Raw genomic sequence first — 12,391 nt, forward strand, 5'->3', positions numbered from 1 at the left:
TTAACGAGCTAATCGCTTCACAATTTTTGCAACACGTAATGCAGCTTGCTCTACATTTTCCTCTGTATTGAAAATTCCAAAGCTAAACCGAATTGAGTTTGTTGTACATTCATGTTCTTTACCAAACATCGCTGTTAATACATGAGAAGGCTCTACAGATCCCGCTGTACAAGCACTACCACTTGAAGCAGCTATGCCTTCTAAATCAAAATTCGTCAAAAGCGCTTCTACTTTTGTACCTGGAAAGCTAATATTAACAATCGATGCAATCGTGGACTTAACATCCCCATTTACTTGAAACTCAACACCATTTTCTTCTAACAGGCGAAGAAACAGATTTTTATAGGAGCTATACAATTCATTACGTTCAACTTTATTTTCCATAGCAAGCTCAACGGCTTTTTGAAATCCAACTATGCCAGCAATATTTTCTGTCCCAGCCCGACGTTTTCTTTCTTGCTCACCGCCAAATTGTAAAGACTGAAGCTGTACATTCTCTTGAACATATAAAAAACCTATCCCTTTAGGTCCATTTATTTTATGTGAAGATACTGTCAGCAGATCAATGCCTAGCAAATTTACGTCAATATCGATTAGTCCATAAGCCTGGACAGCATCCGTATGAAAATAAGCCTGGTGTTCGTGTAGCAATTGTCCAATCTCTTGGATCGGCTGAATAACCCCAGTTTCATTATTTACAAACATTATCGAAACTAAAATAGTTTCATCCGTTAGTGCACGTCGTACATCTTCTGTAGAAACCAAACCATCTTGATCAACAGGTAAATAGGTCACGCTAAAACCCTCTGCTTCTAATTTCTCAATGGTATGCAGGACAGCATGATGCTCTTGTACTGTCGTAATAATATGGTTACCTTTATCTCGATTACCTAAAGCAGCACCTATTAATGCAAGATTATCAGCTTCCGTTCCCCCACTTGTAAAAACAATTTCTCTTTCCTTAGCTTGTATACTTCTAGCCATTACGAGTCTTGCTTCATCAAGCAGGTGCCTTGCTTTCCTACCAAATGAATGAACACTTGATGGATTACCAAACACTTCTTTTTCTACGTTATACATGGTATCCAAGACATCTTGATGAATCGGCGTTGTTGCTGCATGATCTAAATAAATTTGTTCCATGTTTATCTTTCCTTCCTGCTTGCATTAAATATAGAACATATATGCTTCTTGCGGCTGTTCATTATTATGTTCGGATAAATCCTTTAAAGTCGTGGTATCTAAGACATCCTTAACAGCATCACGAATTCGTAGCCAAAGCGCCTGCTTGGCAGGTTCTTCATCCTCTATTCCCTCTACAGGTGTAATAGGGCCTTCTAATACCCGAATAATGTCACCAGCTTTTATATCAATTGGTTCTTTCGCTAATATATAACCACCATAAGCACCACGAATACTTTTTATTAACCCTGCATTACGTAGTGGGCTAGCAAGCTGCTCTAAATAATGTTCCGATAAGTTATTCTCTTTAGCTATTTGTTTTAAAGAAGTCGGTCCTTTTCCATGCTGCTTAGCTAAATGAATCATAATTGTTAATCCATATCTTCCCTTTGTAGAAATCTTCATTTATTACACCTCAATTTAAATTACGTTCCATTAATACTAATACATGATATTATAGCATGGAACGCATTCTTCATGCATGTTATCGAATTGAATTGTATGGTAGTGTATGTAATCATTATATCGTAGCATTACTTCTATTTTAATCATGCTACCTCGCATATCTCTTTATGAACAATCTTCTTGAAACAATGTTTTATTATATTATAAAGGAAGGTATAAATGAAATTAAAACCACTTGCATTTCGTATGAGACCCGGACATATTGACGAGATTATTGGACAAGAGCACTTAGTTGGGGAAGGTAAAATCATTCGACGTATGGTAACTGCTGAGCGATTAGCATCGATGATTTTATTCGGGCCACCGGGAACTGGTAAGACGTCCATGGCATTTGCTCTAGCAAAAAGTTTAGGAAAGACGGTTAAATCACTGAATGCAGTGACAGATAAAAAGAAAGATATGGAGATCGTTGTCGAAGAAGCTAAAATGTTAGGTCAGGTTGTGCTCATACTCGATGAAGTTCATCGTTTAGATAAAGGAAAACAAGATTTTCTGCTGCCTCATTTAGAGAGCAATCTTATCATTCTGATTGGTTGTACCACTAGTAATCCTTATCATTCCATTAATCCCGCTATTCGTAGCCGGTGTCATTTATTCGAATTGCAGCCCTTAACAACAGAGCATGTGAAACAAGCGATCAATCGAGCAATAGCAGATCAAGAAAACGGGCTGGGTAAGCAGCAAGTAAAGCTTTCTGATGATGCACTCGAGCATTTCGCTAGAAGTGCAAACGGTGATATGCGCGCTGCACTGAATGGACTGGAACTAGCAGTTTCATCAACCCCTGAAAACGAACAGCATGAGATTGCTATTGCTTTAGATACCGCTGAAGAGTGTATGCAAAAAAAGAGCTTTTCACATGATAAGGATGGAGACGCTCATTACGATGTACTTTCTGCTTTTCAAAAGTCAATTCGTGGTAGTGACGTTGATGCTGCCCTTCACTATTTAGGTAGATTAATTGAGGCTGGTGATCTAGATAGTATTGCTCGACGAATGATCGTAACAGCGTATGAAGATATTGGGCTTGCAAACCCACAAGCTGGTCCTCGAGCAATTTATGCCGTACAGGCCGCAGAGCGATTAGGCTTTCCTGAGGCAAGAATACCACTTGCAGTAGCTATTGTAGAATTGTGTTTGTCCCCTAAATCCAATACCGCATATAAAGCACTTGATGCAGCTTTGGCAGATATTCGCCAGGGTAAGAGCGGTGATATTCCGTTACATCTAAAAGATTCACATTATCAAGGTGCGAAGTCATTAGGCAGGGGCAATGAATACAAATACCCCCATAATTATGATAATGGGTGGATTGATCAGCAGTACTTACCTAATTCTATAAAAAATAAACAGTATTATCATCCAAAAGCGACAGGTAAATTTGAACAGGCTATGAAACAAGTTTATGAAAAAATACAACAAGATAAAAAGATTTGACGTATAAGATAAACCTCCTGCGGTAACAATGAATGTAAAGCTAAATCTATTATTTATTGAAGCTGTTATTACTAAAGGAGTTGAACATAATGGTAAAGGTAAGACAAGACGCATGGTCACATGAAGATGATTTATTATTGGCTGAAACCGTATTACGCCATATCAGAGAGGGGAGCACCCAATTAAATGCTTTTGAAGAAGTCGGTGATAAATTGAACCGTACATCAGCAGCATGCGGCTTTCGCTGGAATGCTGAGATTCGGATGAAATATGTGAATGCTATTGATCTGGCAAAGCGTCAACGTAAAGAGAAGAAGCGTGCCATGGCTAAAAGCGGCCAAACAATCAGAAAGCCTGTAGTTTCTTTACCTCAGAATCACGTACAAGAGGAAGATACACAGCAAAACGACGTCCCAGCTGTACAAGCTGATTCATCGATGACAATGGATATGGTAATACGCTATTTAAAGGACGTTAAAAAACAAACAATTTCTTCCAACCAATCAAAAGCAAATCTTGAGCAAGTGGAAAACGAGAATAAAAAATTAAGAGAACAAGTAGATACATTGAATAAAGAATTAGAACAAACTAAAACACAGTTGTCTACTATTCAAGAGGACTATCAAGCATTTATTCAAATTATGGAAAGAGCACGTAAAATGACCGTTTTGGATGATCAAGGTTCCATGCCTGCACCGGCATTTCGCATGGATAAAAACGGAAACTTGCAGCAATTAGCACAAGGGTCAAATTAACAGATTCCGTCTATCTTGCTAGCAAAAAACCCTAAATTGCCAAAGGAGGTAATCCTTTTTGCAATTTAGGGTTTTTTACACAATCCCGATCGTGCCGTCCAGTATGAAGCTTTGATCCCGCTCACGGCAGGTGGGTGCTCTGTCCTATATTTATTGTACTTCCTAATTCAAGGCACGTACGCAACATAGGAACTACTTCGAACTCCCAAGTATACAGTTGTTCGGTCAAAACACTTTTCATGGACGCACACATCAGGATTGCGTTAAATACTATTATTCATCGAACCTTGCATAAGCTTTGATATTATTTTAACACGTGTATTCTTCAAAAAGCAATAATGAGATAGCTTTCAATTACTTATCTTTACGGTTTAACTGGATGGATAATTCATCTAACTGTACTTTTTCTACTTCACTTGGTGCATTTGTTAACAAATCGGAAGCAGATGCAGTCTTTGGAAACAAAATCGTATCTCTAAGATTCGTTCTTCCTGCTAATAGCATAACAATTCGGTCTAGCCCTAATGCAACACCGCCATGGGGAGGAGTTCCATATTCAAGTGCTTCAAATAAAAATCCAAATTGTTCTTTTGCTTCTTCTTCAGAAAAACCTAATACATCAAACATTTCCTTCTGTAGGTCTGTTTTATGAATCCTAATCGAACCTCCACCTAATTCAAAGCCGTTGAGAACAAGATCATATGCATTTGCTCGAACACTAGCTGGGTCAGATTTTAATTTATCTATATCAGCCTCTGCTGGAGAAGTAAACGGATGATGTGCTGCAAAATATCTTTCTAACTCCTCATCATATTCTAATAGCGGCCAATCTGTTACCCAAAGAAAATGAAATGCTGATTCATCAATTAATTTTAGTTCCTTCCCTAACTTCAATCGAAGTGCACCTAAGCTGTCATGAACTACATTGCTTTTATCAGCTACAAACAACAGTAAATCGCCGTCTTCTGCACTTGCATTTGCTAATAACTCCGCTTTTTCATCTTCCGAAATAAATTTAGCAATCGGACCTTTGACATCCGCGCCTTCCACTTTTAGCCATGCAAGTCCTTTAGCTCCATACACCTTAACAAAATCTGTTAGTTTATCAATATCTTTTCTTGAATAATTTGCGGCCTGCTCTTTTACATTTAATAAAGCAACGCTACCTCCAGATTCAATGGCACTTTGGAAAACCTTAAAGGTTGAATCTTTAAGCACCTCTGATACATGAATTAATTCCATACCAAATCTTGTGTCTGGCTTATCTGAACCATATCGAGACATTGCTTCATCATACGCCATTCTTGGTAGCGGTAAGGAGATATCTATACCTTTTACTTCCTTCATCACATATTTCATCATTTCCTCAGTCATCTGCATAATTTCATCGCTTGATAGAAACGATGTTTCAATATCAATCTGAGTAAATTCAGGCTGTCGATCAGCTCGTAAATCCTCATCTCGGAAGCAACGAGCAATTTGGTAATACCTCTCAAATCCGCCCATCATAATGAGCTGTTTAAATAACTGAGGTGATTGAGGTAATGCATAAAATTCCCCATCATGAACACGACTTGGTACTAAATAATCCCTAGCACCTTCTGGTGTACTTTTTGTCAGAATAGGTGTTTCCATTTCCAAAAAATCACGTTGGTTAAGGAAGTTACGTACCGCTTGTGTTGTTTGATGACGAAGTTTAAATGTTTCCTGCAGAGGTTTGCGTCTTAAATCAATGTAACGGTATTTTAAGCGCAGATCCTCTGCAACATCAGTCTCATCCTGGATCGTAAAAGGCGGTGTTTTTGCCTTATTTAAAATGGCAATTTCTGCAACAATTATTTCAATGGTACCAGTAGTCATTAATGGATTAATCGTTGAAACGTCCCGTTTTACTACTTTCCCTTTTACCTCTACCACATATTCACTTCGAATTGTTTCGGCAATTTCCATAGCTGTCGCCGAATGATCAGGGTTAAATACAATTTGTACAATACCTGATTTATCACGAAGATCAACAAAGATTAAACCGCCTAAGTCACGACGCTTTTGCACCCATCCCTTTAATAATACCGTTTCACCGACATTTGCTTCTCCAAGCGTTCCTGCCATTATACGTTGATGTTCACTCATTACTATTTCCTCCTCAAAGCTTTTCCTTTATAACTTCTTCCAACTCTGCCAGTGGAACATTCTCTTGATTACCTGTACGCATTTCGCGAACAGCGATATGCTGTTGTTGCAGCTCATCCTCTCCCAAAATTAATACGTACTTTGCTTGATAACGATCTGCAGCTTTAAATTGCCCTTTCATTTTCTTCCCTTGATAATCCTTATCTACTTGAATACCTTGCTTACGAAGATTGTGCATAATACGTACAGCTTCTTTTTCAGGTCTTTCTCCAACTGCAACTAGATAGCAATCCAATGTATCATCTACAGGTATTTCTTTTTCTTCTACCTCAAGAGCCATTAATAGGCGCTCAAGTCCCATTGCAAAACCAATACCAGGTGTCGCAGGTCCACCTAGTTCTTCAACCAGACCATGATATCTGCCGCCACCAGCCAACGTAGTAATAGCGCCAAATCCCTCCGCTTCACTCATAATTTCAAATGTCGTGTGATTATAATAATCAAGACCACGGACCATATTTTTATCCACTTCAAATTCAATACCCATTAGCGTTAAATATTCTTTCACTTGATTAAAATAATCTGTTGATTCATCATTCAAATATTCTAAGATTGATGGAGCTGTTTTCATAGATGGGTGCTCGCGATCTTTCTTACAATCCAATACACGTAATGGATTCTTTTCTAATCGTAATTGACAATCGCCACATAGCTCCTCTTTATGTGGAGTAAAGTGATCAATTAATGCTTGACGATGAGCAGTTCGACTTTCTTTATCACCTAAAGAGTTGATTACTAACTTTAATGATTTCAATCCCATTTCTCTATAACAACTCATAGCCAAATCGATAACTTCTGCATCAATTGCAGGATCAGCACTTCCAAGTACTTCCACTCCGAATTGATGTAATTGGCGCATGCGGCCTTTTTGTGGTCGTTCATAACGAAACATTTGCGCAAAATAATACAATTTTACTGGTTGGTTAGCTGAACCAAACAGCTTATTTTCAACAAATGAACGAACAACAGAGGCAGTTCCTTCAGGACGAAGTGTTATACTTCTACCACCACGGTCTTCGAATGTATACATTTCTTTTTGCACAATATCTGTTGAATCACCAACACCACGTTGAAATACTTCTGTATGTTCAAACAAGGGTGTCCGTATTTCATGAAAGTGGTATCTATTACATACCTCTTTTATTTTTCGTTCGATAAACTGCCATTTACTTGCATCCTGTGGTAGAACATCAGCTGTTCCCCTAGGTGCTTTATAACTCATACCAAAACCCCCTGCTTTTAATTTTTGCTTTGTGATGACTATGTATATACAAGTCCTCTTTAAAATATAAAAACTCCCGACCCTTATAATAAAATAAGGGACGAGAGTTTACCCGCGTTGCCACCCTAGTTGATGTATTACATACATCCGCTTTACACAGTTAACGCCTGCAAAACGTTTATATCTACTATTATTTCGATATAAAACCTCAGGAATGTCTTTCATTGGACCAACTGTAAAAATGCTTTCAGCCTAAGGCATTTTCTCTCTATCCAATTGGGTTTCAATTACTTTTTCCCTCATCGGCATATTTTTTAACTATCGAATTCGTAATCATGAATGTATATTATATTAATCTTTCCAACTACTTCTGTCAAGCACGAGTTATTTTTTTCTTTAACATTTTTACTTCTCCTAAAGAAATGCCTAATTCCTGAGCAATTTCCATGTGATTTGCATGCCCTTCCATCTCCATAAACTTATGGAGATTCACACCGAACACTTCATTTTGGTGATGTGAATGCCATTGTTTATCTGCCGATCGCATCATCTACACTCCTCCTATCCATTACCATTAGCTTTGCCTAGAAAGAGTGTTTTTATTATACTAAAGTAAAACATAACAAGGAGGTTGTTATGTATTTACGTAAAGTTCGTATAACGGTTTGTTCCATCATGATTTGGTTATTTTTAACTCCAATGGTTAGCTATGCTGACACAGCTATCATCAAAGGCGATAATGTTAACATTCGAAATGGTCCGGGAACCAATTATCAAACGATTGGACAAGCCGGAACCAATGATACTTTTTCCATTATACAGCGACAAGGAGAATGGATTCAAGTTCAATTAGAGAATGACACAGGCTGGATTATCGAGACATATTTAAGCATTATAGAGAATAATGAGCAGTCTACAGTTGATACACCCCCAGAATCCATAACGATCCCCAATGACCATACACAAATTCGTAACGGACCTTCAACAGAGTATAAGATTGCATATTTTGCTGAAAAAGGTAGCTCCTTTCAAGTTATTTCTGTAGAAGGACAATGGTATGAAATACAGAACAAGAACATTCATGGATATGTATATAAACCACTTATTGACAAAGTAGAAGTACCCTCTTCAAGTACGTTCAAGAATAAAACGATTGTGATTGATGCTGGACACGGAGGTAGAGATGTTGGGGCTATTGGTTCATCAAATATCTTTGAGAAAGATATTGCTTTTTTAACAGCACAAGAATTAGCACAAGAGCTAACCATACTTGGTTCTGATGTAAGAATAACAAGACCACGTGATGAGTTCGTATCATTAGGTAGTAGAGTCAGCTTTAGCAATATGGTGAAGACAGATGTATTTATAAGCATTCACTATAACAGTGTGCCTGAATTGCCCGAGGTTACCGGAATTGAGTCATATTACTACCAGGAAGCAAATAATCAATTAGCAGCTTCTATCCAATCAGAGTTGATAAAAGCTACAGACTCGAAAGACCGAGGAACAACCCATGGTGACTTCTTAGTGCTTCGGCAGAATTTACAAGCATCTGTTCTAGTAGAGCTTGGGTTTATTTCCAACCCTGAACAAGAATCCTCACTCCGAACAACTATATATCAAAAAGAGTTGGTATCAGGAATAGTTAATGGTCTCGCAAAATATTTTGCAAGTAAATAGCTATCGCAATCAGCTAACAAAGTGAAACTTCAATCCGAGTTTGTTTATCCTTCATGGATTGTTAGTACCACAAGGGTATGACCTAGAGTCCCTTAAGCCAACTAGACTGGCAGTCGATTTCCTACTTACTAAGATTGATTTCACTTTATTGCTTGAAGTGGGGAACTTACTGCCAGTTATATACACGATAAAAACTACAAGTTTTTCCTTGACTGAACCTCTTGTAAGGATAACACAATAGCATGCCATAACGCTCTTTCGCATAGCTTAGACAGGCAAGTATAGGAGATAACCTTCTTTTCGTCCGGACAAGCTACTGACATGGCTGCTTGTTTTCCTGCTCCTTCTTTTATGGATATGATGTATAAACTTTGTAAAACTGTTTTAGGACGCTTTTACATTCTTTGAAGCTTGAACAAAGCTAATATCCCATAGAACAAAAGCGCAAGCGAGTCAACGGAGATAAAGGTGAGCTTGCGAGCCGATAATGATTCATCGTAGGGCAATTCGTGAAGTCGCCTAGTTTCTGGACACTAGACGTGGCTCAACACGCCCGTATTTATCCATATGGGCTAAATCTTTTAATGTCCTAGACTATAAAAATAACTGCCGAGAAAAAGTTTCTCGACAGCCTGAAATAATACAACCATTTCCGATTACTTATCTTTACTGTCTATAATTAATGTAACTGGGCCAGAATTCGTGAATTGCACATCCATCATTTCTCCAAATTTGCCTGTCTCCACTTGAATACCTTCTTGTTGAATTAATTCATTGAATTGATGGTAGAGTTTCGATGCCTCACTCGGTTTTGCTGCATTCATAAAATTTGGTCGTCTACCCTTTCGAGTATCGCCATATAAGGTGAACTGAGAGATCGATAGTATACTTCCACCGACATCTTTTAAAGATACATTCATTTTTTGATGATCATCTTCAAAAATGCGCAAATTTATAATTTTGTTTACTAAGTAAGCCGCATCATCTATCGTATCTCCATGCGTTATACCTAGTAATACGACAAAACCAAAGTCTATTTCTCCAATAATTTCATCGTTTACAGCTACACTTGCTTGCTTTGCGCGTTGGATGACTGCTTTCACTTTTGATACCCCTTTTGCGATTTTATTTCGTGAATGTTCAGCGTCTACTGTAACGTTCGTGTTACTGTATAAACATCAGTAATTTGCTTTATACGTTCAACTATTTTTCGGAGATGCCCCGTATTATGAATAAGGATTGTGATTTGAACAACAGCCATTTTATTGCGATCCGATCTGCCGTTTACATAGGTTATATTTGTTTTTGTTTCGTTTACCGCTTGTAATACTTCATTTACTAGTCCACGTCTATCATAGCCAGAGATTTCAAGATCTACATGGTATTGCTTTTGATCTGTACGATCATTTTCCCATTCAACATGAAGAAACCGCTGCTTCGCTTCCTCTGTTTGCACATTTGGACAATCCGTGCGATGCACAGAAACGCCTCTACCTTTGGTAATATAGCCAATAATATTGTCTCCTGGTACAGGATTACAGCATTTGGATAATCGAACCAAAAGGTTATCTATTCCTTCTACCTTAACACCAGAATCTCTTTTATGAGCTTTAGATTGTTTTACCTCTGATTTTACTTCTTCAATAGTTTGAGCTAGGTCTTGCTCTTTTTCTTTGGATTGCCTTATTTTATCGGTTAATCTTGTAGCAATTAATGCAGCCGTTATCCCTTGATAACCAACAGCCGCATACATATCGTCTTCACTAGAAAAATTAAACTTTTCATAAATACGCTGCAGGTTATCCTGTGTCAAAACATCCTTTGGCTCGATCGATAGGTTACGGATTTCTTTGTCAACCGCTTCTTTTCCTTTTATAATATTTTCTTCTCTACGTTGCTTTTTGAAGAACTGCTTTATTTTATTTTTAGCTTGCGATGTCTGTGTGATCTTTAACCAATCCTGCGACGGACCATAAGAATGCTTCGAAGTCATCACTTCAATAATGTCACCGTTTTTCAGTTTATAATCAAGCGGCTCCATCTTCCCATTTACTTTTGCACCAATAGTTTTATTACCTATTTCTGTGTGAATTTTATAGGCAAAATCTAATGGAATGGATCCTGACGGTAGTTCAATGACATCCCCTTTTGGTGTAAAGACATATACCATATCCGAAAATAAATCAACCTTCAAAGATTCCATAAATTCTTCTGCATCATGTGTATCATTTTGCCAATCTAAAATTTCTCTAAACCACGTTAGCTTCTCTTCAAATGATTTTTTGTCGTTATTAACTCGTTTTCCTTCCTTATAAGCCCAATGTGCAGCTATTCCATATTCAGCAATTTCATGCATTTCTTTCGTACGGATTTGCACTTCAAGAGGGTCGCCTTTCGGACCAATAACGGTTGTATGAAGGGATTGATATAGGTTGGGCTTTGGCATTGCGATATAATCCTTAAATCTTCCAGGCATTGGCTTCCAGCATGTATGAATAATCCCTAACACTGCATAGCAATCTTTAATGCTATTAACAAGAATACGTACTGCAAGTAGGTCATATATTTCATTAAATTGCTTATTCTGCTTTACCATTTTGCGATAAATACTATATAGATGCTTTGGTCTTCCTGACAATTCTGCATCAATATTCATATCCTTAAGTTGATTGGAAACTTCATCCATCACTTCTTCAATATAGGATTCTCGCTGATCCCTTTTTTGCTTCATCAGCTGTACAATTCGATAATATTGCTGTGGATTTAGATAACGTAAGGCAGTATCCTCAAGCTCCCATTTAATAGTTGAAATCCCAAGTCGATGTGCCAATGGTGCAAAGATTTCTAACGTTTCATTGGATATCCTTCGTTGTTTTTCTGGAGGTAAGTGCTTTAATGTTCGCATATTATGCAATCGATCTGCTAATTTTATTAATATGACTCGAATATCTTTCGCCATTGCTACAAACATTTTTCGATGATTCTCTGCTTGTAGAGCTTCCTTTGATTTATATTTAATTTTACCTAATTTAGTTACCCCGTCTACTAGCATAGCGACCTCATGATTAAATGCTTCTTCAATTGCTTCAAGAGTGACATCCGTATCCTCTACTACATCATGAAGAAAGCCTCCGGCAATTGTTTCTGGATCCATTTCAAGTTCCGTTAATATCCCTGCCACTTGAACTGGATGGATAATATAAGGCTCACCAGATTTCCGAAACTGATCGGCATGCGCCTGTTCAGCAAATTCATATGCCCGGCGAATAAAATCAGTATCTCCTGATGTTAAATACTGACCAGCCATTTCCAAAATGTCATCAATTGTCATAATATCGCTTTTTGCCATTCAAATCACCTTTATTCGCTGTCTCAAGTTTCAAATTATACCTTAAATTGATATTATTATTAAATATATCAATTATATGCTTTTCCTTTGTATGTGTCCATCGTTAAAATT

General features: G+C 37.7%; 10 protein-coding genes, 1 other RNA gene and 1 other annotated feature. Of the genes, 3 read left to right on the forward strand and 8 right to left on the reverse strand.

Going from position 1 to position 12,391, the window contains the following annotated elements:
- Both D9782_RS18080 and cymR read right to left on the reverse strand, forming a co-directional pair.
- A complete protein-coding gene (locus D9782_RS18080) occupies nucleotides 1–1,143 on the reverse strand; it encodes a cysteine desulfurase family protein (protein ID WP_026681245.1) in 1,143 nt (380 codons plus the stop codon).
- A 24-nt stretch (nucleotides 1,144–1,167) separates the two neighbouring features.
- The gene (gene cymR / locus D9782_RS18085) at nucleotides 1,168–1,587 is read right to left on the reverse strand and encodes a cysteine metabolism transcriptional regulator CymR (protein ID WP_026681246.1); all 420 of its coding nucleotides are present in this window, start codon (nucleotides 1,585–1,587) and stop codon (nucleotides 1,168–1,170) included.
- Between the two features lie 219 nt (nucleotides 1,588–1,806).
- Between cymR and D9782_RS18090 the strand changes: the two genes are divergently transcribed.
- Together D9782_RS18090 and D9782_RS18095 are read left to right on the forward strand one after the other, a co-directional pair.
- Nucleotides 1,807–3,084: a replication-associated recombination protein A gene (locus D9782_RS18090; protein WP_121605365.1), complete on the forward strand. Its 1,278-nt coding sequence runs from the start codon at nucleotides 1,807–1,809 to the stop codon at nucleotides 3,082–3,084.
- Between the two features lie 89 nt (nucleotides 3,085–3,173).
- On the forward strand, nucleotides 3,174–3,839 hold the full coding sequence (locus D9782_RS18095) for an RsfA family transcriptional regulator (RefSeq protein WP_026681248.1): 666 nt from the start codon (nucleotides 3,174–3,176) through the stop codon (nucleotides 3,837–3,839).
- A gap of 78 nt (nucleotides 3,840–3,917) precedes the next feature.
- On the opposite strand, the gene ssrS is transcribed toward D9782_RS18095, so the two are convergent.
- The 4 genes from ssrS to D9782_RS23105 form a co-directional block, all read right to left on the reverse strand.
- Nucleotides 3,918–4,101: non-coding RNA, 6S RNA (gene ssrS / locus D9782_RS18100), on the reverse strand.
- Between the two features lie 92 nt (nucleotides 4,102–4,193).
- Nucleotides 4,194–5,969 (reverse strand): aspartate--tRNA ligase, encoded by a 1,776-nt coding sequence (aspS, locus tag D9782_RS18105; RefSeq protein ID WP_121605366.1) that lies wholly within the window; start codon nucleotides 5,967–5,969, stop codon nucleotides 4,194–4,196.
- Nucleotides 5,970–5,982: 13 nt separating this feature from the next.
- Entirely contained in the window at nucleotides 5,983–7,251 is a 1,269-nt protein-coding gene (gene hisS / locus D9782_RS18110; RefSeq protein ID WP_121605367.1) for a histidine--tRNA ligase, read from the reverse strand.
- A 93-nt stretch (nucleotides 7,252–7,344) separates the two neighbouring features.
- Nucleotides 7,345–7,563 (reverse strand) — a binding site (T-box leader).
- A 61-nt stretch (nucleotides 7,564–7,624) separates the two neighbouring features.
- On the reverse strand, nucleotides 7,625–7,801 hold the full coding sequence (locus D9782_RS23105; RefSeq protein ID WP_162986289.1) for a hypothetical protein: 177 nt from the start codon (nucleotides 7,799–7,801) through the stop codon (nucleotides 7,625–7,627).
- A gap of 86 nt (nucleotides 7,802–7,887) precedes the next feature.
- Between D9782_RS23105 and D9782_RS18115 the strand changes: the two genes are divergently transcribed.
- The gene (locus D9782_RS18115; protein ID WP_026681251.1) at nucleotides 7,888–8,931 is read left to right on the forward strand and encodes an N-acetylmuramoyl-L-alanine amidase family protein; all 1,044 of its coding nucleotides are present in this window, start codon (nucleotides 7,888–7,890) and stop codon (nucleotides 8,929–8,931) included.
- 656 nt (nucleotides 8,932–9,587) lie between these two features.
- Here the strand turns inward: D9782_RS18115 and dtd are convergent.
- Together dtd and D9782_RS18125 are read right to left on the reverse strand one after the other, a co-directional pair.
- Complete coding sequence (gene dtd / locus D9782_RS18120) at nucleotides 9,588–10,034, reverse strand: D-aminoacyl-tRNA deacylase (RefSeq protein WP_026681252.1); 447 nt, start codon at nucleotides 10,032–10,034, stop codon at nucleotides 9,588–9,590.
- A gap of 44 nt (nucleotides 10,035–10,078) precedes the next feature.
- Entirely contained in the window at nucleotides 10,079–12,280 is a 2,202-nt protein-coding gene (locus D9782_RS18125; RefSeq protein ID WP_121605368.1) for a RelA/SpoT family protein, read from the reverse strand.
- Between the last annotated feature and the right edge of the window lie 111 nt (nucleotides 12,281–12,391).

This window comes from Virgibacillus sp. Bac332 (assembly GCF_003667785.1).
Classification (GTDB): Bacteria; Bacillota; Bacilli; order Bacillales; family Amphibacillaceae; genus Virgibacillus; species Virgibacillus salarius.

Excerpts from the sequence above, each read along its gene's own strand:
- D9782_RS18080 (WP_026681245.1), bottom strand. The coding sequence starts at position 1,143 with ATGGAACAAATTTATTTAGATCATGCAGCAACAACGCCGATTCATCAA.
- D9782_RS18095 (WP_026681248.1), top strand. The coding sequence starts at position 3,174 with ATGGTAAAGGTAAGACAAGACGCATGGTCACATGAAGATGATTTATTA.
- D9782_RS18115 (WP_026681251.1), top strand. The coding sequence starts at position 7,888 with ATGTATTTACGTAAAGTTCGTATAACGGTTTGTTCCATCATGATTTGG.
- aspS (WP_121605366.1), bottom strand. The coding sequence starts at position 5,969 with ATGAGTGAACATCAACGTATAATGGCAGGAACGCTTGGAGAAGCAAAT.
- cymR (WP_026681246.1), bottom strand. The coding sequence starts at position 1,587 with ATGAAGATTTCTACAAAGGGAAGATATGGATTAACAATTATGATTCAT.
- D9782_RS18125 (WP_121605368.1), bottom strand. The coding sequence starts at position 12,280 with ATGGCAAAAAGCGATATTATGACAATTGATGACATTTTGGAAATGGCT.
- D9782_RS23105 (WP_162986289.1), bottom strand. The coding sequence starts at position 7,801 with ATGATGCGATCGGCAGATAAACAATGGCATTCACATCACCAAAATGAA.
- hisS (WP_121605367.1), bottom strand. The coding sequence starts at position 7,251 with ATGAGTTATAAAGCACCTAGGGGAACAGCTGATGTTCTACCACAGGAT.
- D9782_RS18090 (WP_121605365.1), top strand. The coding sequence starts at position 1,807 with ATGAAATTAAAACCACTTGCATTTCGTATGAGACCCGGACATATTGAC.